Origin of the sequence: Mesorhizobium sp. M0296 (assembly GCF_040321675.1) — a bacterium.
Taxonomy (GTDB): domain Bacteria; phylum Pseudomonadota; class Alphaproteobacteria; order Rhizobiales; family Rhizobiaceae; genus Mesorhizobium.
Genome location: NZ_JAMYRZ010000025.1, coordinates 25715 through 49379 on the forward strand (window position 1 = coordinate 25715; position 23665 = coordinate 49379).

Genomic DNA, 23665 nt, shown 5'->3' on the forward strand with positions numbered 1-23665 from the left:
CACCGACGACGTAGCGATTCTTCACGCCCCCCTCTGTCCTGCCGGACATCTCCCCCACTTGGGGGGAGATTGGCTCGTCATCTGGCCCTACACCTGGTTGTCCAAAGCAGCTAGTTTGCTCCCATGAATCAGCACGCGAAGCTCAAAATCGGCCATTCGGCCTGTCCGCATGATTGCCCATCGACCTGCGCGCTCGAGGTCGAGCTGCTCGATGAAAAGCGCATCGGTCGCGTCCATGGCGCCAAGGCCAATAGCTATACGGCCGGCGTCATCTGCGCCAAGGTCGCCCGTTACGCCGATCGCGTCCATCATCCCGACCGCCTGCTGAAGCCGCTGGTGCGGGCCGGCGCCAAGGGCGAGGGCGCCTGGAAGGAAGCGAGCTGGGAGGCGGCGCTTGATCTGGTCGCTGAAAAATTCATCGCGGCGGAGGCAAAATACGGCTCGGAGACGGTCTGGCCCTATTACTATGCCGGCACGATGGGGCTGGTGCAGCGCGACGGCATCGAGCGGCTCAGGCACGCCAAAAAATACTCCGGCTTCTTCGGTTCGATCTGCACCAATCTGGCCTGGACCGGCTGGATGATGGGCGCCGGCGCGCTGCGCGGCCCCGACCCGCGCGAAATGGCAAAGTCCGACTGCGTGGTGATCTGGGGCACCAACGCCGTGGTCACGCAGGTCAACGTCATGACCCACGCCATCAAGGCGCGCAAGGAACGCGGCGCCAAGATCGTCGTCATCGACGTCTACGAAAATGCAACGATGAAGCAGGCCGATCTCGGCCTGGTGCTGAAGCCCGGCACCGACGGCGCGCTGGCGTGCGCTGTCATGCACGTGCTGTTCCGCGACGGCATGGCCGACCGCGCCTATCTGGAAAAATACACCGACGACCCGCACGGTCTGGAAGCGCATCTCAAGACGCGGACGCCGCAATGGGCCGCTGATATCACCGGGCTTTCTGTCGACGAAATCGAGGCCTTCGCCCGTCTCGTCGGCACGACGAAGAAGACCTATTTCCGCCTCGGCTACGGTTTTTCGCGGCAGCGCAACGGTTCGGTCAACATGCATGCCGCAGCCTCGATCGCGGCGGTCACCGGCTGCTGGCAGTATGAGGGAGGCGGCGCCTTCCATACCAATTCGGGCATCTTCAAGCTCAACCAGGAGCTGCTCGAAGGCACACGGATGCGCGACCCCGCGATCCGTCATCTCGATCATTCGCGCATCGGCCCGGTGCTGACCGGGGCTGAGGATGCGCTCTATGGCGGCCCGCCGGTGACGGCGCTGCTGATCCAGAACACCAATCCGGTGAATGTCGCGCCGGAGCAGCGGCTGGTGAAGCAAGGTTTTCTGCGCGACGATCTGTTTTCCTGCGTGCACGAGCAGTTCATGACCGACACCGCCAAGCTCGCCGATGTGGTGCTGCCGGCGACGATGTTTCTCGAGCATGACGACGTCTACAAGGGTGGCGGCAACCAGCACATCACACTCGGGCCGAAGCTGATCGACCCGCCGGAAGGTCCGCGCACCAACCATTTCGTCATCGAGGAGCTCGGCAAAAGGCTCGGTGTCGCCGATCGTCCTGGCTTCGGCATGACCGAGCAGCAGCATATCGACATCATTCTGGGCAAGCGCGGGCTGGGCAGCTTTTCGAGCCTGAAAGAGCAGAAATGGGTCGATTTGCAGCCGGATTTCGAGGCGGCGCACTTCCTCGACGGCTTCGGCCATGCCGACAAGAAGTTCCATTTTCGCGCCGACTGGACGGGCCAGGCGTCGCCCAACCGGCCACCGAAAAGCATGGGCCTGTTCGGGCCGGTGGCGAGCCTGCCGGAATTCCCCGACCATGTCGACCTGATCGAAGTGGCGGACGCGGCGCACCCGTTCCGGCTGACCACCTCGCCGGCGCGCAATTTCCTCAATTCGACCTTTGCCGAAACGCCGGTGTCGCAGGCAAAAGAGCGCCGGCCGGAGCTGCTCGTGCATCCCGATGATGCGGCGGCACTCGGCGTCGCCGACGGCGGCCGTGTCGAGGTCGGCAACCAGCGTGGCGAAGTGGTGCTGCACGCAAAGCTGTTCGACGGCATCAAGCGCGGCGTCGTCGTCGCCGAAGGCATCTGGCCGAACAGCGCCCATGAGCGCGGCGAGGGCATCAACGTGCTGACCGGCGCCGATGCGCCAGCGCCCTATGGCGGCGCCGCCTTCCACGACAACAAGGTCTGGCTGCGCCCGGCGGATTGAGCGTCGGAACGATATCTCCATCCGGCCGTTTTCGCGTGGCGGGTGGAGGCATTGTCATGGCAGAAGTGTTGCCGGCGCCGGATCCCATCGGAAGGACACTGTCGTCCGGCGAACTCGTAACCACGATGTCCCACTTTCATCGCGCCGAGATTGCGCGCATGGCTGGGTGGCGTGACCGCCTGGACCGGACGAGCAACTGGGCGATAACCGTTGTCGCGGCGATGCTCTCCGTTTCGCTTTCGACAGCCAGCGCTCACCATGGCGTGCTGCTGTTTGCCATGCTGCTTGTCCTGCTGCTGCTGTGGATAGAGGCCCGCCGATATCGCTTCTTCGACTTCTATCGGGCTCGCGTGCGCCAGTTCGAACGGCACTATTTCGCGCAGATATTCTCGCCGCAGCCGGACTTCGCGTCCGATTGGCTGTTGATCGTCGGCGAGAGCCTGCGCGCGCCGAAATTCCTGATTTCGCAACGCGTGGCTTTGGCGCGCCGCCTGCGTCGCAATTACATTTACATGCTGCTGATTCTGCTGCTGGCCTGGATCCTCAAACTGTCGACCCCCAGTCTTCTGACCGAAGGCGTCCGCATCGGCTTCGTCGGGTCGATGCGTGAGGCCGTCGCCAGTGCTGCGCTGGGTCCCGTTCCTGGTGGCGCCATCGTCGTGCTGGTCGCCGTCCTCTATGCAGGCCTGCTGGTGACAGCCTTTCTGACAGAGAGCGACGACGGCGAACTCTCCTTCGGTGACGTCCACGTCTAGCAACGCAACGCCCTGTCGCGCGTTGTTGGACACGTGCATTGGGCGATGGGGGTTTCATGGCTTGGCAGGCTCCGACACGTTCCAGCCTGACACTGCTGGTTTGCGCTTTCGTCCCCGCGGGCGCGGCCTGGGCAGCGGAGACGCTCGTTGCCGGTACCCGGGCCTCCGGCATGGGTGGTTCGGGCGAAGGCGCTTTCGTCGCCGAGATCGTGCTTCTGCTGCTTGTTGGGCGCGGCCTGGGCGAAGTGCTGCAGCGTTATGGCCAGCCGGCAATCATGGGCCAACTGATCGGCGGCATCCTGCTCGGTCCTTCGCTGTTCGGCTGGCTGTGGCCGTCGGCCCAGCACCTGATCTTTCCCAGCGATCCTGCGCAAAAGGGCATGATCGACGCCGTCTCGCAGCTCGGCATCCTGATGCTGCTTTTGCTGACCGGCATGGAGACGGACCTGCGGCTGGTGCGCCGGGTTGGCGCGGCCTGTTTTTCCATTTCGGCGACCGGCATTGTGGTGCCCTTCATCTGCGGTTTCGCGCTGGCGCAATTCCTGCCGGACGCACTGCTGGCCGACGCGACGCAACGCACCGTCGCCGGGCTGTTCCTGGGCACCGCGCTGTCGATCTCGTCGGTCAAGATCGTCGCCATGGTGGTGCGCGAGATGAACTTCATGCGCCGCAACCTCGGACAGGTGATTATTTCCTCGGCGATTATCGAGGACACGATCGGCTGGCTTATCATCGCCGTAACCTTCGGCATCGCCACCAATGGCAGGCTGCAGTTCGCGCCGCTGGTGACCACCATCGCCGCAGTGGCACTGTTCATGGTGTTCTCCTTCACCATCGGCCGCCGTCTTGTCTTCACCTTGATCCGCTGGACCAACGATCAATTCCGCAGCGAGTTTGCGGTGATCACCATGATCCTCATCATCATGGGCGTGATGGCGCTGATCACCAACATGATAGGCGTCCATACCGTGCTGGGGGCGTTCGTCGCCGGTATCCTTGTCGGGGAATCGCCCATCCTCTCCAGCCATATCGAAGGCCAACTTCGCGGCGTCATCACCGCGCTGTTCATGCCGATCTTCTTCGGCATGGCGGGGCTTTCCGCCGATCTCACCGTGCTTGCCGATCCGACGCTTGCCATGCTGACGGGCGCTCTCGTGGTCATCGCCAGCATCGGCAAGTTTGGCGGCGCCTTCATCGGCGCCAGGCTCGCCGCCATGTCGTTCAAGGAAGCAATCGCCGTCGGCAGTGCCATGAACGCGCGCGGCTCGACCGAGGTCATCGTCGCCAGCATCGGCCTGTCGATGAACATCCTGTCGCACAATCTCTTCACCATGATCGTCACTATGGCCGTGATCACCACGCTGGCCATGCCGCCCATGCTGCGCTGGGCGCTCGGCCGGCTGCCGGTTGGGCACGACGAGCAGCAGCGGGTCGAGCGCGAGGCGTTGGATGAATACGGCTTCATTTCCAGGCTGGAGCGGCTGCTGGTGCTGGTCGACGACAGCAGGATCGGCAAGTTCACTGCATATCTCGCCGGACTGGTCGGCGGAGGCAGCGGCATGCCCACCACCTTGCTTCAGCCGAAGGACGGCCGAATTGACAGGCCAACCGACAGCAAAGGACAGGAGCGCACCCTGAAGGAAATCAAGAAGGGTGCAAAAAAAAGCGCCCGGGCGGTGAAACGGATTGAAGATACGCTTGTCGGCAAAGTCCACCTGACGGCCCGCACCGAATTGGAAGCCACCGGTGAGACGATCGCCGAGGAGGCCCGCAAGGGATACGGCCTGCTGCTGGTCGGGCTTGACAATGTGCTGACCGCCGATGGCGCCTTCGCGCCGGCCCTCAACGACATTGCCGGAGGATTTGACGGCCCGCTTTGCCTGGTCCTGAACGGCGGCAATGCTGGCGAAAAGATGCCGACGCTGAAGGCCGGCACCAGCATTCTCGTCCCCGTCAACGGTACTCAAGTGGCGCGTCGCGCCGCCGACTTGGCGCTGGCGCTGGCCCGTCCAAACCGGGCGCGGATCAAGGTTCTCTACGTCTCGCAAAAGGCAGCCAAGGGCCGCAGGTCGACATCGGTGTCGCATAGCCGCGAAGAGGCCGTCCTGAAAGACATCGCCGACCTGGCCAGCCGCTATGGCCTGCATATCGACACCGCGTTCCATACTCGCGTCACACCCGACAAGGCGATCACCCGGGAGGCGGCCAAAGGCGCGGCGATCGTCGTAATGGGCGTCACCCAACGTCCGGGTGAGGACCTGTTCTTCGGTGAAACCGCCGGCGCTGTTTTAGCCGCCTGCAACTGCCCCGTCGTGCTTCTGGCCAGCGCGCGGCCCAAGCACGACGCTGCTGGCGCCGAGCTGGCAGCGTGAATTTCACGGCGCATCAGCCAATCGAGAACAGATCGTCCTGTCCGGAAACCACAAGCCGCAAATCGACGACGATTCAAACGGCATCTGGCGCCGGCTCTTGCTGGTGCCCTGACGATCCAGATCGGCGACCCGATCGACCGGGAACTGCTGCGCTAGCTAGCGCCGAGATCCACGCGGTCTTTGCCTGGGCAGGAAGCGACGCGACCCCGCCATGTGACCGGCAGCCGACGACAAGGAAAGCTGATTGACCTGTATCACGCCTTTGAAAAGTTCGCCGGGAGGCGTGTTCGCCTTCAATCGCTCGACGTCTTAAAGCGCTTCGCCAAATCGGCCGAGCGCAGCTTCGAAGGTCCTGACGGTCAGATGAAGCAATTCCAGAAGTCGATCAAACGGCGAGCCTTTCTATCGCGGCATCGGCATTCGCACCGAATGGCAGTCGCAGGGCGACCATGGCATGGACATGGGAAGGATAAGCGGCGAGGCTATTCGTAAATTTTCGCCAGATTTCCCAGTCCTTCGGCAAAATTTCGCACCTGCTTCTGAATTATCACGGCGTCTATGGCGATCGTTTTGAGTTCATGGGCAAGCGAGAGTCCCGCCTCGGTCGTTTTTTTACCCATCAGTTCCTTGATATGAACCCATCTCGGCCTGAAATTCTTCACCATAAGCGTCATAACTTCAAGATTCGAGGTCATCTCCGGCCCAAAGAGACGAAGGCCGGACTCGATCGCTTTCATCTCAAGTCCAATTTCGATACGATCGCAAAAGATCTTCAGCTTGTTAATCTCTTCACTCGTCGGGCGGGGAGGAGATTTGACTTCGAACTTTTTGTAGTTTCCCGCCGCGCTTTCTGCGTCATTGGCAATTCCAAGAAAATAGTTTGCCAGATAGCCCGCGCGTTCTGCTGTAAGCCTATCGCTTCGCAAATTGAGTTTAATTAACTCGTCATGTCGTTTCTGCTGGCGCTCTTCGGTCTTGTTCATGGCATTGACCGTTATGAACGCTGCAGCGACTGCCAAAGCGCCCGCGAAAAGCGTCTGATAATCGTAAAGCCATCTGGCTTGATGGTTGAGGTCGGACCAAGCCATTCCCACGATGAAACCTATGACTGCCGAGGTAATGGCCACAAACCATGCTTCGTGTCTTTCCATTTCGGAAATCTCCCGCCTGATCCTACCGTGCGGCCAGCCTTCGGCAACAGGCGCTGCAAGCTAGCTCGCAGTTCGATGTGCTCCAGTATCGAGGCGGCGTCATTTCCCTATCGCCTTGTCAATGACCTCAGTAAAGTTCGGCGGTTCGATACTATCGCTGCCATGTCCTGGCGGCGGCCTGCACAGAGCTTGCAGGATCAACGCGCGATCCTCCTTCGTTGCCGCTTGCTGCTCGATCATCTTGTAGTACGTTTCAATGATCGTGGCTCGCTGACGCGCATCGTCCATCAACAGCATAGATCGCATATTGAACCGGACCACGAGTCTAATCAGCCAAAAATAAAGCGCCAGCGGTATTGTGACCACCACCAATCGGCTAACAGTGGCGACAGTCAAGACAACGGGATTCGTTACGTCGCTGTTTTCAATGCCAGCTGCCTCGGTTAGATGCTTTAGTAGCACGATGACTGCATCATTGTCGTAAATGGCCCATGCCGGCAGTACTACCAAAAGAATGAATAGGACAAAGCCAGAAGTCACAAGTGCCCACCAGGATCCGCTCGCGCGATCGGTCCAATAAATCCTTACGCCTTGATAGGCAGATCTCGCTTTTGTCGCATCGAGGAAGCTGGAGAGCTTATCGTCCGCATCTTGCGTACTGGCGTCGATGACTGCTTGGAACGCTTCGATCTGCCCGCTCAGATCCTTGGCCCGATTCTCAAAGGCCCCTGCCTGCTTCGCGGCATTTTCTGCTGCCTCCAGTGCACCGTTTGCGCGCTCGGTCAAACTTTCAGTGGTTTCTCGAAGGGTATTAGAAGTCAGCGCAGCTTGGCTTCTTAAGTCGTCAATGAGGGTGTTAGATTTGGATGTGATCTCTTCCAACCTCTCAGCAACAATGCCTGTTCCGTCGAGCGGGGCATCTTCCACAACTCTCCAGGCGGAATAACTACCCAACTCCCGGATGACGGCAAATGGCGTGTTTGTGATATTCGGTTTCACAAATCGCCCCATCTCGTAGATGAGGCCGGCAGCGAAAGCTGCAGCGATGTCTTCGGGGCTTTGTGCTCGAGATTTGCCTATCTTCACAGCTTCGTCGAGCGAGTCATTGGTAACAATCGGGATTTCAGAAAACAGAACGCTTCGGCCTTCAACTTCAAGCACTGTGGCAGGCGCAGTGGTTGTGGCGTGGTTGATCAAGCCATCCGTGAAATCCTTAAGGCTGCTATAGACATCGGTCTCATTATTTCTCAGGCGGATCATCCTTTCCGCAAAAGCCTGGGCAATTCCCTTATAGATCTCAGTCTGCTGCTGCGCGTAAAGAGAAGTTGCCTCGCGCGAATTTTGGCCACCAGGGTCGTAGCTGTTCATCTTCAGAATCGATCTGACGTCGTTATAAGTAATCGCGTCCACTCTGATTCCCCCTCAAGCGCTAAATACATGGTCTTTCAGGGCGCGATATTGCGCAAGTGGCAGAAAATTCTCTCCCTTCGGTGTCGCGCGGCGAGGCTCGGCATCGCGCTGTCGGCACTCCGGCAAGTGGCGGCAATGCCGGCCTCTCTTACTCGCCGCGCGATCAGCATTGCGAAAGGAACAGGAACAATACAAAGCGAACCGAACGGTTCGGTTCTGTTAACGGAGTGTATAGGAAGCGGTGGACGCCGGCTCACAAAATGTCCACGCTGAAAATCACCATTGACCGCATAACAAACTGAAAAGAAAGAAGAACATTGTGGCGCAAGGAGCTGCATGTCGAATTTCAAGCGGCCAATTTGGCGCACCCGTACAAAATTTTCGTGATTGGAAACGACAGGCTTGCCGACCCATCTCGGGGTGGTCCGAGCGACGCGAATTCCTCCCGAGGCACGCCACTTGACGGACAGACCAAAGAACTACCGGAGTACCGAAATGACCAAGCTCGCTCTTACCGCCGCCGCCATCCTCGTTGCCACCGGCACTGCTTTTGCCGGCAGCGACCATTATGGCTCGGACAACGTCAACCAGCCGGCCGCTGCTGCTGCTGCCAACGTCGACAACACCTTCACCGGTTCGATCCGCAAGCCAGTTACTTCCGAGCGTACCGGTGCCAAGATAACCTCCGAGTCGGTGGCGCCTGAATCCGGCCAAGGCATCTGGGGCCGCTGATTATCACGGCCCGCAACACAAAGAGCGGCGGGCTTGGCCCGCTACTCTTGCTTTCGCGTATCAACGGGCGTGTGCGCCGAATAGCATCCTGCGCCAATCGAATACGTTGATCTGCAGGTTTCATCTGTAGCCACAATCTCGGTTGCTGAAATCGTCCAGCAACGTGCACATCGGAAAAAGCCGGGTGCGTATTCGTCGGCGCGGACAGCGCTCTCATCTCGAATGCGTCGAAAGCAACGACAACTCACGAATGACCAGTACACTGGAGTACCTGAAATGACCAAGATTGCTCTTACCGTCGCCACCATCGTCCTCGTCGCCACGGGCAGCGCCTTTGCAGGCAGTGATCACTATGGTTCGGACGGCGTCAACCAGCCGGCCGCGCCTGTTGGCAACGCGCCTGTCGGCACCATCGACAGCGGGTTTACCGGTTCCATCCGCAAGCCGCTGACGGCCGAGCACAACGCCGTCGACACCGAGGCGACGACCCGGTTCGGCACGGATCAACCCGTAGTGCCCCAATCTGGCCGGGGCAACTGGGGCCGATAGTTCCTCAAACCCCGGAGCACGAAGAGCGGCGGGCTTGGCCCGCCGCTCTTGTTTGTGCGAAGCCGGGTTTGGCCGAAAGGTCGGCGATCCCCCGGCCTGTCAGGCAGTCCCTAGCGAAGATCCTTCGGCCAAATGCAGTGCGTCAGTCGGGCGCTGCCGAAGGTGAGACCGGTCCAATCGCCGTCGACGTCGAACCGAGCCAGGGCCGCGGTGGGGTATTTTTCCGCCAGCTTCTTCAGCGCCGCTTGGTCCGATCCAGCCCCGGCAAGCCCGCGCGCGAACTCCTCCAGCCCGGGATTGTGGCCAAGCACCAGCAGCGTTCCAGTCCCCGCCTTTACTTGCCGCACCTTGGCGAGGATGTCCGCCGCCGCTGCCTCGTAGAGCGCCTGGGAAAATTTGGCCTGCACCTTCGCCGGCAATTCCGCCGAGACGAGCCGCCACGTGTCGCGGGTGCGCAGCGCCGGCGACACCAGCGCCAGCTCCGGCAGCCAGCCGCGCCGGGCCAGTTCGCGCCCGACCAGTGGTGCTACCTTCAGCCCGCGCGCGGACAGCGGCCGGTCGACGTCGATGAGGTCGGGATCGTCCCAACTCGACTTGGCGTGACGCAGGAGCAGCAGTTGCTTCATGGATTCAACTCAAGTCCAAGGGATGTCGGGCTGAAAGTCTTTCCCATATCCGCCGCCATGTCTTGCACCTGTGACGGTATCAAAACTCGCCCAAAGTGCACCAAAGATGAACAGGCCTACACGCCGTTCATCTTTATCCCATCTGACCAAAATGTCTGCTTCAGTGATGGCCCAATCGCCCGATCGAACGTGAATTGCACCGACGACGGGACCTACTCGTCCGTCCTCGATCCGACAGAGATAAAAATATGCCGTGGCACTTTTCGGATCGTCCGCCTCGTCGTACTCGAAGACGCCGGCGAGATCACGCTTTGTCCGGATCGCGCTGTCGAAAACGTCCATTTGCTTGTCCGCAATCTATCAAAACAATGCCGAGACATCGCGTGCGCCATGCACGACGCGGACGATTTCGACCCGCTGTTCGGCCAGGCGATAAAGCACGAGATAATTGCCGATCGTCAACGCTCGCACATCGGCAGCGATGTCGGGCCTCTTGGGACCGGATTCCGGGAATGTGCCCAATTGCACGATGCGCTCGGCAATAGCATCCAAAAAGCGGTCCGCGGCAAGCGGGTTGTCCCTTGCAATGCCAAACCAAATATCGATCAGGTCGTCTTCTGCCGCCGGACTGCGGACAATGCGGATGTCAGCCATTCCGCCGGTTTTTGCTGGTGTTGCCCAACCGGCTGCGGGCTTTCCGTTTTATGTCCTCGATGTCGAACGGCGCAAACGGACCGCTCTCCAGCCCTTCCGTCCAGGCTTTCCGCAACCGCTCCGCTTCGGCCTCGCGCAAGGGCTGGCGAAGCCGCCATTCGCGCAGTGCCTCGCGGATCACTTCACTTGCCGAACCGTACTGCCCGCTGGCCACCGCGCCTTTGACCATGTCCAGCAGTTCCGGGGAAAGCGCTACGCTGACTTTTTCGACTGTCGCCATCAAACCGTCTCCTCACGAAGACGGTAGCAAAATTTGCTACCAAATTCAAGAACTGACCCTCACGGCGTGATCCGCGCCAGGTGCTCGAGATCGGTCTCTTCGCGCAGCGGGTCGGGCGCGATCACCACCGACGTGGCGTTGTCGGCATCGTCGGCGAAGCGCGAAAACACCGTGCGGCCGCCTTCCATCCGCGCCTTGCCTTCGGCGACAAGGCCCAACGCCAGCGGATAAAGCTGGTGCTCGGCCTTGAGCACGCGCGCGGCCAGCGTGTCCTCATTGTCGCCGACCATCACCGGCACGGCGGCCTGGGCGATGATCGGCCCGTCATCCATGTCGAGCGTGACGAAATGCACCGTGCAGCCATGGATGCGCATGCCTGCGCGGAGGGCCCGCGCATGCGTATCCAGCCCCTTGAAGGCAGGCAGCAGGGCAGGGTGGATATTGATCATGCGGCCCTGCCGCTTCTCCACGAAGCGCGCGCCGAGGATGCGCATATAGCCGGCCAGCGCGACGATCTCGGCGCCGAACGACAAGAGGGCCGCATCGATCGCCTCGTCATGGGCTTCCTTGCTGGCATAGTCGGAGCGCGAAATCACTCTGGTGGCGATGCCGCGCGCCGCGGCGATGCCAAGGCCGGCGGCATTGGCGCGGTCGGAGATGACGCCGACGATCTCGGCCGGATAGGCCGGGTTGCTCGCCGCCGCAACCAGCGCCGTCATGTTGGAGCCGCGCCCCGAGATCAGTACGACCGTCCGTTTCCTGGTCATAGGCCAATCGAGCCCCGATAGATGACGCCGGCATCGCGGCGCGGCACGATCTGGCCGATCGGCGTCACCGTCTCGCCGGCCTCCTGCAGAACGGCAGCGACCTGCGCCGCCTGGCCGGAGGCGACGACCAGGATCATGCCGATGCCGCAATTGAAGGTCCGCATCATCTCTTCCGGCGCGACGCCGCCGGTCTTGGCCAGCCATGAGAACACCGGCGGTACCTCGATGGCGCCGAGATCGAGCTCGGCCGAAAAATCCTTGGGCAGAACGCGCGGGATATTTTCGGGAAAGCCGCCGCCGGTGATATGGGCCAGCGCCTTGATGCCGTGCGTGTTGCGGATCGCCTTGAGGATCGACTTGACGTAGATGCGCGTCGGCTCGAGCAGCGCCTCGGCCAGCGTCGCCTCGTCATTGAACGGCGCCGGATCGCCCCAGCCAAGGCCGCTTACCGCGACGATGCGGCGGACCAGCGAAAAGCCGTTCGAATGCAGGCCCGAGGAGGCAAGGCCGAGCAGCACGTCGCCTTCGACGATGTCGTCGGTCGGCAGCAGCTGGCCGCGTTCGGCGGCACCGACGGCAAAGCCGGCAAGGTCATAATCCTTGTCGTGATACATGCCGGGCATTTCCGCCGTCTCGCCGCCGATCAGCGCGCAACCGGCCTGCCGGCAGCCCTCGGCGATGCCGCCGACGATCGAAGCACCCTGGTCGGGATCGAGCTTGCCGGTGGCGAAATAGTCGAGGAAGAACAGCGGCTCGGCGCCCTGCACGACGATGTCGTTGACGCACATGGCGACCAGGTCGATGCCAATCGTGTCATGCTTGCCGGCGTCGATGGCGATCTTCAGCTTGGTGCCGACGCCGTCATTGGCGGCGACCAGCACCGGATCGGTGAAGCCGGCTGCCTTGAGGTCGAACAGGCCGCCGAAGCCGCCGATCTCGCCATCGGCGCCCGGCCGGCGGGTGGCGCGCACCAGCGGCTTGATCTTCTCGACCATGAGGTTGCCGGCATCGATGTCGACGCCCGCTTCGGCATAGGTGAGCCCGTTCTTGCGCTTGCTCATTTCCGGCGCCTGCTCATCTGTTGCGCTTGCCTGTCGCTGTTTTCACTCGCGTGCGGGCTCTTCGCATGAACGGTTTTGCCCCGCAAGGCAAGCGCGCGATTAATGGTGTTTTCAGTTGGATGCCGCGGGAACCGGGCGTGATACACTCCAACAATAAAAAGAAATCCCTGCCAGAATTGCGGCGAGGCCACCGACGGTGGCAAGAGACCTGATCTCACCGTCGAAGGGCTGAGTTCCATACGAGAAGCCGGCGGCGAGCAAAGCCGCCGCGGCAGCCCACAGACCTGGATTTACAACGACCGACCGCGCGAACAGGAACGCCACGACCGCAGCCGTCAGCCAGAGGGGCCAAAAGACGACCACGCCCACGGCCAGCTCAAGAGCGAAGGCCCACAGAAGATCTTGCGTCGCTATGTTGCGGTGCGGGGCTCCGAAAGATGCGAAAGCCAGCAGACTTTCTGTCAGTCCGGCCAGATAGCAAAGCGTTACTTGCCAAGCGATTGTGATTCTCTGCGCCATCGTCATTCAGCAGTGGGGAAATAGGCTGTCGCTTCGCGGGCTCTTCGCTTGAACGGCCGCACCTCGCAAGGATGACGGCGGGATCAGACGGTCTTGGCTCGACAAAGGAGTGGACAGTCGCCCAAGCTGCCCCCCCTTATGGACGCCTCTCTCGTTCCGCCAGAACCATGTCGACGCGGTCGAGTTGTGCCTTGGCGTAGCCGCTCAGCGCTATTCCGCCATTGTTCGTTCGAATCCAGTGCACAGCCTGCTTCACCCGCTCGTAGTGCCCAAGCTCGATTTCGCAGGCAATCAGCGCGAGGATTCGAACTGCGAAGGGCTGTGTGAATTCGTAAGGTTTGTCGAGCAACTCGCTATGTCCGGCGACGTAACTGGCGAGGTCCGGGTTCTGAGCCCTGATCCGTCGCGCCAGCTCGACATATTTCCCCAGCAACCTGTCTATGCTCGTCTGGTCAAGGTGCTCGAAGTAACGAGCATAAGCTTTCAGCTCATTGTTAAATATCGTTTCAGGATGAAACTGCGACAGTCCGGGCCAGATCCATTTTTTGCCGTACAGCCTTTCAAGCAACGGCCTGACGGTAAGAAAGTCCAGGTAAACGAGCATGTTCAAATGAACATCGCCATGGCTTGCAGTAAAGGCCTCTTCGAGAATCAGGCTGATATCGTCGCTCCGGTCGACTTCGAAGACGCCTTTCCGGATGCGGCGAAAGCCATGTCCCGTCATGAACGTATCGAGATACTTACGCGCTTCGCCAACGGCCAAAGACAAGGTTCCACTCCCTCTCTGTTGCGCATCGTGCCTTGCTAGCGGCCTATTAGTCCATCCACAGCGCGCCTTGTTTCCTAACGGCCAAAGGATAGCGCGCTTCGGGCTCGCTTCCATTTGGTTAGTTCAACGCTGGCTATTCTTCACGCACCTCTGCGTTGATTGCAAATTGCGCGGCGAAAGCCCGGATATAAGCCGGCCGAGCTTCCCCGCGCGCTACATAGGCAGCCAAGTTTTGATATTCGTCCAAAATGCCTGACATTCTTAGTCGCAGCAGCACCGATACCATCAATAAATCGCCTGCGCTGAACGTATCATCGAGCCAGTCGGCGACGCCCAAGTGGGCCGAGAGTTTGTCCAGCCGAGCGCGAACACGGTCCTTTACCAACGGCAAGCGCTCCTCGCTCCAAGGCTTGTCACGTTCGAATATTCTTGCCGTCGTTAATTCGAGGATCGGCGGCTCGACGGTGTTAAGTGCGGCAAACATCCACGTGATCGCACGCGCGCGGGCATTGCGATCCTTCGGCAGCAATCCCGCATGCTGCTCAGCAAGGTGAAAGACGATCGAGCCGGTTTCGAACAGCGAGAGAGAACCTTCCTCATAGGTGGGGATCTGGCCGAAGGGATGGATGGCCAGATGGCCAGGCGCCTTCATTTCTGCGAAGGAAACAAGACGAACCTCATACGGCTGCCCCACTTCTTCGAGCGCCCAGCGAACGCGCGTATCGCGCGCCAGTCCCTTGCCGCCATCGGGCGATCGTTCAAATGCTGTGATAGTGATTGTCATCGCGTCCGTTTCCTTGCTGGGCAAATTTCCTCGGCTTCCTATCGTGAGACGAATGAGCCTCCCCGAAATCGACATCGGTCTTGACCTATTTCATTGCTGGCGCCCTCGTGGGGAGATTGGCAGCTTCTGTGTCGCTTCTCACTTGCCGTAACCCTCCATCTCCATCATGTATCGACAAACAAGAGCGACGGGATATGCGTTTGACCATCCCCAACATGATCACGATCATGCGCTTCGTGCTGGTGCCGGCCGTGGTGCTGGCCATGCTGCAGGAACGCTGGGACTGGGCCTTTGCCGGCTTCCTCATTGCCGGCATTTCCGACGGCGTCGACGGCTTCATCGCCCGTCATTTCAACCAGTTTTCCAGGCTCGGCGCCTATCTCGATCCGATGGCCGACAAGCTGCTGCTGGTCTCGGTTTTCGTGGTCCTGGGCTTCAGCGGCGAACTGCCGCTGTGGCTGGTCGTTACCATGGTGTCGCGCGACGCACTGATCGTCTGCGCCGTGCTTTTATCCACCGTCATGGCGCATCCGGTCGAGATGAAGCCGCTCCTGGTGTCGAAGGCCAACACCGCGATCCAGATCGTGCTGGCGGCAGTGGTGTTGGGCGAACTCGCCTTCGACATCCGTCTCGATCCGCTGAGGCCGGCCCTCATATTGCTGTCCGGGGTCTTGACCGTGGCTTCGGCCGCGGCCTATCTCGTGGCTTGGCTGAGGCATATGAGCGGCTATGGCGAAGGCTCCACACCCGGCACCTGAACACGGGGCACCTGACCACCGGGCACCTGACGAACGGTCCATCGACGCTGAAGCTGAGGCTGCGGCAGCTGAGGCTGCGGCATCGGCATCGTTTCGCCGCCAGATCCGCTTCTGGCTGATCAGCGCCATCATCCTCGCCGTCTTCCTCTATGTGTTCAGCGGCATCCTTCTGCCGTTCGTCGCCGGCATGGTGCTCGCCTATTTCCTCGATCCTGTCGCCGACCGGCTGGAGCGGCTCGGCCTCTCCAGGCTGATGGCGACGGTGGTCATCCTCATCGCCTTCATCGTCGTCCTGGTGCTGGCCGTCGTCATCCTGGTTCCGGTGCTCGCCTCGCAGATGGCTGATTTCGCCAGGAAGCTGCCGGACTATCTGACCCGGCTGCAGGGCCTGATCACCAGCTTCGACCCGAAATGGCTGGAAGAGAAATTCGGCGTCGACGCCAACGGCCTGCGCGAAGGCCTGAACTCGCTGCTGACCTCCGGCTTCGGCCTCCTGACCACCGTCTTCACCTCGATCTGGAGCTCCGGCGTGGCGCTGGTCTCGGTCGTCAGCCTGTTCGTGGTAACGCCGGTCGTCGCCTTCTACATGCTGCTCGACTGGGACCGCATGGTGGCAATCGTCGACAGCTGGGTGCCGCGCGATTACGTCAAGACCGTCAGGACGATCGCCAAGGACATCAACACGGCGACCGCCGGCTTCGTGCGCGGCCAGGGCACGCTGTGCCTGGTGCTCGGCGCCATGTACGCCACCGGCCTGACGTTGACGGGCCTGAATTTCGGCATCCTCATCGGTCTGTTCGCCGGGCTGATCTCCTTCATCCCCTATGTCGGCTCGCTGACCGGCCTGGTGCTGGCCGTCGGCGTCGCCTTCGTCCAGTTCTGGCCGGACTGGACCATGGTCGCAGCGGTGGCCGGTGTGTTCTTCGTCGGCCAGTTCATCGAGGGCAACATCCTGCAGCCCAGGCTGGTCGGCAAAAGCGTTGGCCTGCATCCGGTATGGCTGATGTTTGCGCTGTTTGCCTTCGGCGCGCTGTTCGGCTTCGTCGGCCTGCTGATTGCCGTGCCGGCCTCCGCCGCCGTTGCCGTTCTGGTGCGTTTCGCCATCGCCCGCTATCTGGAATCGCCGCTCTACAAGGGCCATGCCGACGAGCCGGTGCCGCCGCTGCAGGTGCGGCGCCGCGGGGGCGCGCGCGGTTGAGCCAGATGCCGGACAAGATCGATCCGCCGCGTCAATTGCCGCTCGATCTAGGCCACGGCACCGGCTATTCGCGCGACGAGCTCGTCGTCTCCAGCACCAACAGCCAGGCGGCGGCGCTTGTCGACCGCTGGCCGGACTGGCCGTCGCCGGTCGTTGTGCTGGCCGGGCCGGCCGGCTCGGGGAAAACCCATCTGGCCTCGATTTGGCGGACCCGCGCCGACGCCGTGAAAGTGGAGGCCGGCCGCATCGGCGGCTGCATCGAAAACCTCGGTCCGCATCCGGCCCTGATCGACGATATCGATGCCGAACCGATCGATGAGCACGGCCTCTTCCACCTGATCAACGCGGTGCGCGGCGCCGGCTCGAGCTTGCTGTTGACGGCGCGGCGCTTCCCGTCCGCTTGGGGCGTCAGGCTGCCCGACCTGGCGTCGCGGCTCAAGGCGGCGGCTACCGTCGAGATCCACGAACCCGACGACCTCTTGCTGGCCGGCGTCATCACAAAGCTGTTCGCCGACCGCCAGGTCGAGGTCGAGCCGCATGTCGTGCAATATCTGGTGCGCCGCATCGAGCGCTCGCTGGCCACTGCCATGCGGGTCGTCGAACGGCTCGACCGCACCGCGCTGGAGCGCAAGACGCCGATCACCCGCGCGCTCGCCGCCGAGACCGTCAGCGCCATGGACGAAGGGCAGGGCGAGTTCGAGATATAGCGGGATGATCTCGTTTGGCGGGTGTGCTAATCAAGTCGATCTTTTTGACAGTAGGTATTGGAATGAGCCCGATCGTCAGACGAATCGCACTGATATGGCTTGTCTCATCGCTGTTCTGGTCGGCGATCGTGGTCAAAGAGATGTTCGATTACGCGGACTTGATGCTCAGGGCTTACGGCGAGGAGCCTGCTCATATCACCTGGCTCAGGCAAGCCTTTTCGGAGTTTTGGCCAGCTATTCCCTGGGGCTCGGCCGTGATCCTGGTCGTGGAAGTCGGAGGCGCATTACTGCTGATTTCAGGAATTCGGCTGATCCGGCACATCAGGCAAAAAGCCTCGGCGTGAACATCAGGGACCTCACTTCCGTCTGTGTCCCATTTCGAGAAAAAAGACTGGCACCTGTCTTGCAACAAAGAGCTTGCCGGCTAATCCCGGTCCTGATTGCGTATCAAATCAGGTAGTAGGCTCGCCGGGAGATGGGTGGTTGGGGTTCTCGCCCGGCGAGCTTGCCTTTGGCAGCATCGAATCGATAGCGCCATTGCGCGGCTGGCCTCAGCTCTCTCCGCCTGCAATCACCGCTCGTTCCGTGCCAAAGCGCTTGCGATAGTCGCCGGGTACCAGGCCGGTTATCCTGGCGAATACTTTGCGGAACGAGCCGGGATCGTCATAGCCGATCTCCCAGGCGATCTGGTCGATCGACCGCATCGTAGTTTCCAGCATCTCGCGCGCCTTGCCGACGCGCAGGTGCTGACAATATTCGGTCGGCTTGAGGCCGGTGGCGCTGCGGAAGCGCCGCAGAAAAGTCCGCTCCTCCAGCCCGGCATGCTCTGCCATAGCGCCAAGCGTCACGTCGCGGGCGCCGTTCGCCTGCAGCCAATGCTGCACCTTGAGAATCGCTTCATCGCCATGGGTCAGTCGCGGCGCAAACGGACTGTAAAAACGTTGCTCGCGGCCCGGCGGGTCGACCAGCATGAAACGCGCCGTGTCCATCATCACGGTCGGCCCGAGCACCCTGTCCACGAGCTTGAGGCCGAGGTCGGTCCAGGCCATGTAGCCGCCGGCGGTGATGATATCGGCATCGTCGATGACCAGCCTGTCGGCGTCGAGCAGGATGTCTGGAAAGCGCAGCGCCAGCGCGTCGCGATAAGCCCAGTGCGTCGTCGCCGCACGGCCGGACAACAGGCCGGTTTCGGCAAGCACGAAAGCGCCGGCACAGACCGAACCGAGCGTCGCGCCTGCCGTGTGGCGATCCCTGAGCCAGCCGGCATAGGGCGCGGCTGCTTCCCGAGCGATCGGATCTCCCAAGGTCGGCGGGAGGATAACCATGGCTGGTTCATTGTCGGCGCCGGGGTCGCTGTCGAAGGTGCGGACTACGGTGTGGCCCGCGTCCTCCAATTGCCAATGACTGACGCGAAGCCTCGCCGCCTCGGGCGACCGCTCGACAGCCAGCCGGTTTGCCAGCATGAAAAGATCGGTCAGGCCGAGCACGGCCGCTTCCTGCACGCCGGGATACAAGACAAGGCCGATTTCGATCAGATCACGCGCAGCCGTCATTTGTCAGTTTTGCCACGTTGATTGTCCGTTTTGCCAATGCTCACCCTGGCCGCACTGTTATAATTTGTCTAGCTGAAGGGGGCTAAAAGCTTCCCTGTTACCCCCCGACTTTTCCATCAAGGAGTAGGACGATGAGCACATTCACCACCCATGACGGCGCCGAGATTTTCTACAAGGATTGGGGCAAGGGCCAGCCGATCGTGTTCCATCACGGCTGGCCGCTGAGCTCAGACGATTGGGACAACCAGATGCTGTTCTTCCTCGAAAAGGGCTACCGCGTCATCGCCCATGACCGCCGCGGCCACGGCCGCTCGTCGCAGACCGCGACCGGCAACGAGATGGACACCTACGCCGCCGATGTTGCGGCGCTGGCGGAGCATCTCGATCTCAGGGATGCGATCCACATCGGCCACTCGACCGGTGGCGGCGAGGTGGCGCGTTACGTCGCGCTTTATGGCGGCGGCGGCCGTGTTGCCAAGGCGGTGCTGATCGGCGCCGTGCCGCCGATTATGGTCAAGACCGACAGCAATCCGGGTGGCCTGCCGATCGAGGTCTTCGACGGCTTTCGCGCCGCTTTGGTCGCCAACCGCGCCCAGTTCTACAGGGACGTGCCGGCCGGCCCGTTCTATGGCTTCAACCGCGAGGGCGCCAAGGTCTCGCCAGGCGCCGTCGACAACTGGTGGCGCCAGGGCATGATGGGCGGCGCCAAGGCTCATTACGACTGCATCGAGGCCTTTTCCGAGACCGACTTCACCGACGATCTCAAGAAGATTGAGGTTCCCGTCCTGATCATGCACGGGGACGACGACCAGATCGTGCCGATCGCCGATTCCGCGCTGCTTGCGGCCAAGCTGGTGAAGCACGGCACGCTCAAGGTCTACAAGGGCCTTCCGCACGGCATGTGCACCACCCATCCGGAGATCATCAATCCGGATCTGCTGGCCTTCATCCAGGGCTGACGGCTTGCATATCGGACGGGCAGCCCGGGCTCGTGCTGTCCGTCCGTCGCTTAAACATGACCGGCGACGGGAGACACACTCGAGCGTGATCCGCTTGCCCTGCCGACGAGATTTGCTTGATGAATGGTCGGAGTGGAGAGATTCGAACTCCCGACCCTCTGGTCCCAAACCAGATGCGCTACCAGGCTGCGCTACACTCCGAACGGTCTGTTGCCTAGTGATTTCAGCCCGCCAAAGCAAGCGTAAAAAGCCATCGGCCTTGCTGCCGGCGGCATTGCGCAGTAATGACGGGCTAGTGCATGGCCAGAGAACAGTAATCTGGTCTCGGGGTCGTGTGCTTGCAACCAGCAATGAGGTGGTCATGTCAGCCCGCATTTTCAGCCCAGCCAAAACCGCGATGCAGTCCGGCAAGGCCAAGACCGGCTATTGGGTGCTGGAATTCGATCCGGAGCAGCGCAAGAAGATCGATCCGCTGATGGGCTACACCACGTCCGGCGACATGCGCAGCCAGATCAGGCTGACCTTCGACACAAGAGAAGAGGCGGTCGCCTATGCCGAGAAGGAAGGGCTCGCTTTCCGCGTCGAGGAGCCGAAGGAAATCAAGCGCCGCCAGATTTCCTATGCGGAGAATTTCCGCTATGACCGCAGGACGCCCTGGACGCATTGATCCTATGCCGGCCCCGCCGGCGCCCAACAAATCAGCCGGTCATGCGGCCGGCCAGCGGTCCCGTAGCTCAGCTGGATAGAGCACCGGCCTTCTAAGCCGATGGTCACAGGTTCGAATCCTGTCGGGATCGCCAATATTTTCAGTGTCCATTCCGGACAGGTTCACTCGCCAGTCGCACAGGATTTCCAACACATGACAGCGATGGGCGCGGCGGCATTGCTGATCCTTGTCCTGACCTATGCCGGCGTCGCAATCGGCAGGATACCCGGGCTGCGCCTCGACCGGGCAGGCATCGCGCTGCTCGGCGGTGCGGCGATGATCGCCATCGGCGCGCTCGACATGGAGGACGCCTACCGCGCCATCAGCTTCGACACCATCACGCTTCTGCTCGGCATGATGATCGTCGTGGCGCATCTGAAAGTGTCGGGTGCCTTTCGCGCGCTCGGCGGGTTCGCCATCGAGCATGCGCATGCGCCGTTCATGCTGCTGGTGATGGTGACGCTGTTGACCGGCGTCCTGTCGGCGTTCCTGGTCAACGACGCCATCTGCCTGGTCATGGCGCCGATCGTCGTCCATGTCACCCGCGTCATCAACCGCAACCCGGTTCCCTATCTGATCGCCACCGCCACGGCCTCGAATTGCGGCAGCGTCGCCACCATCACCGGCAATCCGCAGAACATGGTCATCGGCGCGCTGTCGGGGATTTCCTATCCGGCCTTCTCGGCGGCGCTGGCGCCGGTCGCGGCGTTCGGCCTCGTCGCCGTCATCGTCATCATCCGCATCGTCTACCGAGCTGAATTTTCGCGCAAGGCCGAGCTCAGCCCCGAAGTCTATCGCGGCCGCATGCTGCCGGGGCAGGTGGTGAAGGCGGTGGTCGTCTGTGTCGGTTTGGCGGTCGCCTTCTTTGCCGGCGTTCCCGTTGCCAAGGCAGCGCTGATCGGCGGCGCCATTCTTCTTTTGACCCGCGCCATCAAACCTGAGCGCATCTATCGCGAGATCGATGGCCCGCTGCTGTTCATGTTCGCCGGGCTGTTCATCGTCGTCGCCGGGGCGGAGAAGACGCTGCTGACGCCCGACATCGTCGCCTCGGCAAAGGACCTCGGGCTGAATGATGTCTGGCGGCTGTCCGGCTTCACTGCAGTGCTGTCCAACATCATGAGCAATGTCCCGGCCGTGCTGGCGCTGAAGCCGTTCGTGCCCGGACTGGAAGATCCCAAGCGGGCCTGGCTGGTCGTCGCCATGAGCTCGACGCTGGCCGGCAATTTCACGCTGCTCGGCTCGGTCGCCAATCTGATCGTTGCCGAGCACGCGCGGGTCTCCGGCAAACCGCTTGGTTTCATAGCCTTCTTCAAGGTCGGCCTGCCGTTGACGCTGGTCACGCTTCTTGTGGGGACGGCATGGCTGGCGGCCTAAAAGCGGCCGCATTAGACCGGCCTCATGCGGCGCGCTTTAGGCTCTTGTTTTATGCATGTCGTTATCGCAAAACCGCTGCACACTTTTGCGCGGCATGCATCAGCCAGTCAGGGCGACGTCACCGTCAGATGGCCTTTCATGTTGGGATGGAAGCGGCAGAAATAATCTACCGATTCCGCCTTCTTCACCGTCAGGCTCGATGCCTTCTTCGGCGGGATCATCACTTCCCAGGCGCCGTTGACGGTTGCCGTGTGGGCGAACACGTCCTTGTTCACCCACTTGATCGTGTCGCCGACCTTCGCCTCGATCTTTGCCGGCGAAAACACAAGGTTCTCGATCGTCACCTCGATGGTTTCGGCCTTGGCCGGCGCGGCACCCATGGCCAATGCCAGCGCAACCCACAGATGCCGCCTCGACATCATTGGCCCTATCCTCACTTCAGCATGCCGGCGACGTGTTCGGCGTGCTGTTCGTGGCCCTGGAATATTTTCAGGCCGGTTTCCAGCAGGCTCTTCAACTCGGCATTGCTGGCCGACGGAATCAGCAGTGTTTCGAGCGCGCCATTGACCTGCTTGTGGTAGGCCACTTCGCTGGCGACATAGGCCTTGTCGAACGCCGCACCCTTGAGCTTGGCAAGCTTGGCACGTTCCTCTGCCGCTGCCTTGGTCAGCGCCTTGCTGGTCGGATTGTCCTCAGGCGTGACCTTGAGCTTCTTGACCAGGTCGAGAGCCTGTTTGTTGACCGCCTCGTGATCTCGCACCATGTCCTTGGCGAAATCCACGACCTCCTTGTTCTTCGATTTCTTCAGCGCCTGCTTGGCCGCCTCGACGTCAAGCACGCCCGCTGTGTAGGCGATATGTGCGATCTGCGGATCGGTCGGTTTGTCGGCAGCTTGCGACAAGGGCGCTGTGCTAAGCAGGAAAACTGCGGCCAGTGCCGTGGTCGATCGAATAAACATGATGCTCTCCTTCGCCCCGACGCGGAACTGCATCGGGCTTCGTTTCAGTGATGCTCATTGGATGCAGGTCGCCGCCAAACGTTCCCGCGAAAATCGGCGCGGCCTATCCGGAAAGACCAAGCCGCTGCATCACGGCATTGGTCAGCCGTTCGCAGCGCCGGCCCGCGAAGGGAAAGGCGTCGAGCAGCACCGGGCCGATCTGGTCGTCCAGCGCCTTGCGCACCAGCGCGCGGGCGCGGTGCAGCCGGGTCTTGATGGTTTCTGGCCGCACGCCAAGCAGTTCGGCGGTCTCCTCGATGCTCAATCCCTCGATGACGCGCGCCACGAACACCATCCGGTAGACATCGGGAAGACTGTCGGTTGCCCGTTCGACAAGCTCAAGGATCTGCCGTTGCGCCATCGTCCGCTCCGGATCGTCGCTCGGGTTGAGGGGAAACCGGATGATTTCGGCTTGCGGGTTTTCAGGCATCGCTACCATTCGCCGCCTTTTGCGCAAGCGGCCGAGCGCTTCGTTGATGACGATACGCGACAGCCACGTGGCGAGCGAGGCATCGCCGCGAAAGGCCTCGAGATGGGCAAAGGCGCTGACATAGGCCTCCTGGACGATGTCCTCGGCCTCGCTGTCGTTACGCACGACGCCTCGGGCGATGCGGTAGAGCCTTTGGTTGTGCGTCTTGATGATGGTGCGGAATGCATCGCCATCATGTGCCAGCGCGCGGCCGACAAGCTGCATGTCGCCGGAAGCGGCGGGCGTTGCCGTCAACGCAGCAGGCATGGCCGATCTCCTGATA

General features: G+C 61.5%; 27 protein-coding genes and 2 tRNA genes. 13 read left to right on the forward strand and 16 right to left on the reverse strand.

All coding sequences use genetic code 11. The features are described from left to right. The first annotated feature begins 123 nt into the window (after positions 1-123). The 3 genes from NKI97_RS22575 (at position 124) to NKI97_RS22585 (ending at position 5359) form a co-directional block, all read left to right on the forward strand. On the forward strand, positions 124-2232 hold the full coding sequence (locus NKI97_RS22575) for a molybdopterin-containing oxidoreductase family protein (protein WP_352680745.1): 2109 nt from the start codon (positions 124-126) through the stop codon (positions 2230-2232). Positions 2233-2288: 56 nt separating this feature from the next. Then, positions 2289-2987: a DUF2270 domain-containing protein gene (locus NKI97_RS22580; protein WP_254820271.1), complete on the forward strand. Its 699-nt coding sequence runs from the start codon at positions 2289-2291 to the stop codon at positions 2985-2987. A gap of 170 nt (positions 2988-3157) precedes the next feature. Continuing rightward, positions 3158-5359 carry a cation:proton antiporter domain-containing protein gene (locus tag NKI97_RS22585; protein ID WP_502904530.1) on the forward strand — a complete coding sequence of 734 codons (2202 nt, stop codon included), beginning with the start codon at positions 3158-3160 and terminating at the stop codon, positions 5357-5359. 482 nt (positions 5360-5841) lie between these two features. Here NKI97_RS22585 and NKI97_RS22590 read toward each other — a convergent pair whose 3' ends face one another. Together NKI97_RS22590 and NKI97_RS22595 are read right to left on the reverse strand one after the other, a co-directional pair. Next, on the reverse strand, positions 5842-6510 hold the full coding sequence (locus NKI97_RS22590; RefSeq protein WP_352452968.1) for a hypothetical protein: 669 nt from the start codon (positions 6508-6510) through the stop codon (positions 5842-5844). A 99-nt stretch (positions 6511-6609) separates the two neighbouring features. Further along, positions 6610-7878: a DUF6161 domain-containing protein gene (locus NKI97_RS22595; protein ID WP_352452969.1), complete on the reverse strand. Its 1269-nt coding sequence runs from the start codon at positions 7876-7878 to the stop codon at positions 6610-6612. Positions 7879-8415: 537 nt separating this feature from the next. On the opposite strand from NKI97_RS22595, the gene NKI97_RS22600 reads away from it, so the two are divergent. Then, on the forward strand, positions 8416-8652 hold the full coding sequence (locus NKI97_RS22600; protein ID WP_352452970.1) for a DUF680 domain-containing protein: 237 nt from the start codon (positions 8416-8418) through the stop codon (positions 8650-8652). 276 nt (positions 8653-8928) lie between these two features. Next, on the forward strand, positions 8929-9201 hold the full coding sequence (locus NKI97_RS22605) for a DUF680 domain-containing protein (RefSeq protein ID WP_352452971.1): 273 nt from the start codon (positions 8929-8931) through the stop codon (positions 9199-9201). Between the two features lie 110 nt (positions 9202-9311). On the opposite strand, the gene NKI97_RS22610 is transcribed toward NKI97_RS22605, so the two are convergent. The 9 genes from NKI97_RS22610 to NKI97_RS22650 all read right to left on the reverse strand — a co-directional run bounded on the left by NKI97_RS22610 (position 9312) and on the right by NKI97_RS22650 (position 14661). Beyond that, positions 9312-9827, reverse strand: a complete 516-nt coding sequence (locus tag NKI97_RS22610; protein ID WP_352452972.1) for a SixA phosphatase family protein — start codon at positions 9825-9827, stop codon at positions 9312-9314. 9 nt (positions 9828-9836) lie between these two features. Next, on the reverse strand, positions 9837-10169 hold the full coding sequence (locus tag NKI97_RS22615; protein WP_352452973.1) for a hypothetical protein: 333 nt from the start codon (positions 10167-10169) through the stop codon (positions 9837-9839). Between the two features lie 18 nt (positions 10170-10187). After that, positions 10188-10481: a type II toxin-antitoxin system RelE/ParE family toxin gene (locus NKI97_RS22620; protein WP_352452974.1), complete on the reverse strand. Its 294-nt coding sequence runs from the start codon at positions 10479-10481 to the stop codon at positions 10188-10190. Continuing rightward, on the reverse strand, positions 10474-10761 hold the full coding sequence (locus NKI97_RS22625; RefSeq protein WP_352452975.1) for a type II toxin-antitoxin system ParD family antitoxin: 288 nt from the start codon (positions 10759-10761) through the stop codon (positions 10474-10476). Before NKI97_RS22625 ends, NKI97_RS22620 begins: the two co-directional genes overlap by 8 nt. Positions 10762-10820: 59 nt before the next feature. Beyond that, a complete protein-coding gene (gene purN, locus NKI97_RS22630) occupies positions 10821-11528 on the reverse strand; it encodes a phosphoribosylglycinamide formyltransferase (RefSeq protein WP_352452976.1) in 708 nt (235 codons plus the stop codon). Next, positions 11525-12589 (reverse strand): phosphoribosylformylglycinamidine cyclo-ligase, encoded by a 1065-nt coding sequence (purM, locus tag NKI97_RS22635; RefSeq protein ID WP_023677649.1) that lies wholly within the window; start codon positions 12587-12589, stop codon positions 11525-11527. Before purM ends, purN begins: the two co-directional genes overlap by 4 nt. 111 nt (positions 12590-12700) lie before the next feature. Continuing rightward, positions 12701-13108 (reverse strand): hypothetical protein, encoded by a 408-nt coding sequence (locus NKI97_RS22640; protein ID WP_352452977.1) that lies wholly within the window; start codon positions 13106-13108, stop codon positions 12701-12703. Positions 13109-13244: 136 nt separating this feature from the next. After that, a complete protein-coding gene (locus NKI97_RS22645; protein WP_352452978.1) occupies positions 13245-13877 on the reverse strand; it encodes a hypothetical protein in 633 nt (210 codons plus the stop codon). A gap of 133 nt (positions 13878-14010) precedes the next feature. Beyond that, a complete protein-coding gene (locus NKI97_RS22650; protein ID WP_352452979.1) occupies positions 14011-14661 on the reverse strand; it encodes a glutathione S-transferase family protein in 651 nt (216 codons plus the stop codon). 200 nt (positions 14662-14861) lie between these two features. Between NKI97_RS22650 and NKI97_RS22655 the strand changes: the two genes are divergently transcribed. From NKI97_RS22655 to NKI97_RS22670, 4 genes are all read left to right on the forward strand, one after another. Then, positions 14862-15419 (forward strand): CDP-alcohol phosphatidyltransferase family protein, encoded by a 558-nt coding sequence (locus NKI97_RS22655; protein WP_023677645.1) that lies wholly within the window; start codon positions 14862-14864, stop codon positions 15417-15419. Continuing rightward, complete coding sequence (locus NKI97_RS22660; protein ID WP_352452980.1) at positions 15391-16617, forward strand: AI-2E family transporter; 1227 nt, start codon at positions 15391-15393, stop codon at positions 16615-16617. The genes NKI97_RS22655 and NKI97_RS22660 overlap by 29 nt, the downstream gene beginning before the upstream one ends. A gap of 5 nt (positions 16618-16622) precedes the next feature. Beyond that, a complete protein-coding gene (gene hdaA / locus NKI97_RS22665) occupies positions 16623-17324 on the forward strand; it encodes a DnaA regulatory inactivator HdaA (RefSeq protein ID WP_352452981.1) in 702 nt (233 codons plus the stop codon). 62 nt (positions 17325-17386) lie between these two features. After that, on the forward strand, positions 17387-17668 hold the full coding sequence (locus NKI97_RS22670) for a hypothetical protein (RefSeq protein ID WP_352452982.1): 282 nt from the start codon (positions 17387-17389) through the stop codon (positions 17666-17668). Positions 17669-17875: 207 nt separating this feature from the next. On the opposite strand, the gene NKI97_RS22675 is transcribed toward NKI97_RS22670, so the two are convergent. Further along, positions 17876-18877: a GlxA family transcriptional regulator gene (locus NKI97_RS22675; protein ID WP_352452983.1), complete on the reverse strand. Its 1002-nt coding sequence runs from the start codon at positions 18875-18877 to the stop codon at positions 17876-17878. 131 nt (positions 18878-19008) lie between these two features. Between NKI97_RS22675 and NKI97_RS22680 the strand changes: the two genes are divergently transcribed. After that, the gene (locus NKI97_RS22680) at positions 19009-19836 is read left to right on the forward strand and encodes an alpha/beta fold hydrolase (protein ID WP_352452984.1); all 828 of its coding nucleotides are present in this window, start codon (positions 19009-19011) and stop codon (positions 19834-19836) included. 124 nt (positions 19837-19960) lie between these two features. On the opposite strand, the gene NKI97_RS22685 is transcribed toward NKI97_RS22680, so the two are convergent. Next, a tRNA-Pro gene (locus NKI97_RS22685) sits at positions 19961-20037 on the reverse strand. A gap of 160 nt (positions 20038-20197) precedes the next feature. Between NKI97_RS22685 and NKI97_RS22690 the strand changes: the two genes are divergently transcribed. From NKI97_RS22690 to NKI97_RS22700, 3 genes are all read left to right on the forward strand, one after another. Beyond that, positions 20198-20503 carry an ETC complex I subunit gene (locus tag NKI97_RS22690; RefSeq protein ID WP_023677641.1) on the forward strand — a complete coding sequence of 102 codons (306 nt, stop codon included), beginning with the start codon at positions 20198-20200 and terminating at the stop codon, positions 20501-20503. Positions 20504-20559: 56 nt separating this feature from the next. Further along, positions 20560-20636, forward strand: a tRNA-Arg gene (locus tag NKI97_RS22695). Between the two features lie 59 nt (positions 20637-20695). Continuing rightward, positions 20696-21916: an anion transporter gene (locus NKI97_RS22700; protein ID WP_352452787.1), complete on the forward strand. Its 1221-nt coding sequence runs from the start codon at positions 20696-20698 to the stop codon at positions 21914-21916. Between the two features lie 107 nt (positions 21917-22023). On the opposite strand, the gene NKI97_RS22705 is transcribed toward NKI97_RS22700, so the two are convergent. The 3 genes from NKI97_RS22705 to NKI97_RS22715 form a co-directional block, all read right to left on the reverse strand. Beyond that, positions 22024-22335 carry a cupredoxin domain-containing protein gene (locus NKI97_RS22705; protein ID WP_352452794.1) on the reverse strand — a complete coding sequence of 104 codons (312 nt, stop codon included), beginning with the start codon at positions 22333-22335 and terminating at the stop codon, positions 22024-22026. A 14-nt stretch (positions 22336-22349) separates the two neighbouring features. After that, the gene (locus NKI97_RS22710; RefSeq protein ID WP_352452786.1) at positions 22350-22874 is read right to left on the reverse strand and encodes a DUF4142 domain-containing protein; all 525 of its coding nucleotides are present in this window, start codon (positions 22872-22874) and stop codon (positions 22350-22352) included. A 103-nt stretch (positions 22875-22977) separates the two neighbouring features. Continuing rightward, on the reverse strand, positions 22978-23649 hold the full coding sequence (locus NKI97_RS22715) for an RNA polymerase sigma factor (protein ID WP_352452785.1): 672 nt from the start codon (positions 23647-23649) through the stop codon (positions 22978-22980). Between the last annotated feature and the right edge of the window lie 16 nt (positions 23650-23665).

Excerpts from the sequence above, each read along its gene's own strand:
- NKI97_RS22575 (WP_352680745.1), top strand. The coding sequence starts at position 124 with ATGAATCAGCACGCGAAGCTCAAAATCGGCCATTCGGCCTGTCCGCAT.
- NKI97_RS22580 (WP_254820271.1), top strand. The coding sequence starts at position 2,289 with ATGGCAGAAGTGTTGCCGGCGCCGGATCCCATCGGAAGGACACTGTCG.
- NKI97_RS22585 (WP_502904530.1), top strand. The coding sequence starts at position 3,158 with ATGGGTGGTTCGGGCGAAGGCGCTTTCGTCGCCGAGATCGTGCTTCTG.
- NKI97_RS22590 (WP_352452968.1), bottom strand. The coding sequence starts at position 6,510 with ATGGAAAGACACGAAGCATGGTTTGTGGCCATTACCTCGGCAGTCATA.
- NKI97_RS22595 (WP_352452969.1), bottom strand. The coding sequence starts at position 7,878 with ATGAACAGCTACGACCCTGGTGGCCAAAATTCGCGCGAGGCAACTTCT.
- NKI97_RS22600 (WP_352452970.1), top strand. The coding sequence starts at position 8,416 with ATGACCAAGCTCGCTCTTACCGCCGCCGCCATCCTCGTTGCCACCGGC.
- NKI97_RS22605 (WP_352452971.1), top strand. The coding sequence starts at position 8,929 with ATGACCAAGATTGCTCTTACCGTCGCCACCATCGTCCTCGTCGCCACG.
- NKI97_RS22610 (WP_352452972.1), bottom strand. The coding sequence starts at position 9,827 with ATGAAGCAACTGCTGCTCCTGCGTCACGCCAAGTCGAGTTGGGACGAT.
- NKI97_RS22615 (WP_352452973.1), bottom strand. The coding sequence starts at position 10,169 with ATGGACGTTTTCGACAGCGCGATCCGGACAAAGCGTGATCTCGCCGGC.
- NKI97_RS22620 (WP_352452974.1), bottom strand. The coding sequence starts at position 10,481 with ATGGCTGACATCCGCATTGTCCGCAGTCCGGCGGCAGAAGACGACCTG.
- NKI97_RS22625 (WP_352452975.1), bottom strand. The coding sequence starts at position 10,761 with ATGGCGACAGTCGAAAAAGTCAGCGTAGCGCTTTCCCCGGAACTGCTG.
- purN (WP_352452976.1), bottom strand. The coding sequence starts at position 11,528 with ATGACCAGGAAACGGACGGTCGTACTGATCTCGGGGCGCGGCTCCAAC.
- purM (WP_023677649.1), bottom strand. The coding sequence starts at position 12,589 with ATGAGCAAGCGCAAGAACGGGCTCACCTATGCCGAAGCGGGCGTCGAC.
- NKI97_RS22640 (WP_352452977.1), bottom strand. The coding sequence starts at position 13,108 with ATGGCGCAGAGAATCACAATCGCTTGGCAAGTAACGCTTTGCTATCTG.
- NKI97_RS22650 (WP_352452979.1), bottom strand. The coding sequence starts at position 14,661 with ATGACAATCACTATCACAGCATTTGAACGATCGCCCGATGGCGGCAAG.
- NKI97_RS22660 (WP_352452980.1), top strand. The coding sequence starts at position 15,391 with ATGGCGAAGGCTCCACACCCGGCACCTGAACACGGGGCACCTGACCAC.
- hdaA (WP_352452981.1), top strand. The coding sequence starts at position 16,623 with ATGCCGGACAAGATCGATCCGCCGCGTCAATTGCCGCTCGATCTAGGC.
- NKI97_RS22670 (WP_352452982.1), top strand. The coding sequence starts at position 17,387 with ATGAGCCCGATCGTCAGACGAATCGCACTGATATGGCTTGTCTCATCG.
- NKI97_RS22675 (WP_352452983.1), bottom strand. The coding sequence starts at position 18,877 with ATGACGGCTGCGCGTGATCTGATCGAAATCGGCCTTGTCTTGTATCCC.
- NKI97_RS22680 (WP_352452984.1), top strand. The coding sequence starts at position 19,009 with ATGAGCACATTCACCACCCATGACGGCGCCGAGATTTTCTACAAGGAT.
- NKI97_RS22690 (WP_023677641.1), top strand. The coding sequence starts at position 20,198 with ATGTCAGCCCGCATTTTCAGCCCAGCCAAAACCGCGATGCAGTCCGGC.
- NKI97_RS22700 (WP_352452787.1), top strand. The coding sequence starts at position 20,696 with ATGACAGCGATGGGCGCGGCGGCATTGCTGATCCTTGTCCTGACCTAT.
- NKI97_RS22705 (WP_352452794.1), bottom strand. The coding sequence starts at position 22,335 with ATGTCGAGGCGGCATCTGTGGGTTGCGCTGGCATTGGCCATGGGTGCC.
- NKI97_RS22710 (WP_352452786.1), bottom strand. The coding sequence starts at position 22,874 with ATGTTTATTCGATCGACCACGGCACTGGCCGCAGTTTTCCTGCTTAGC.
- NKI97_RS22715 (WP_352452785.1), bottom strand. The coding sequence starts at position 23,649 with ATGCCTGCTGCGTTGACGGCAACGCCCGCCGCTTCCGGCGACATGCAG.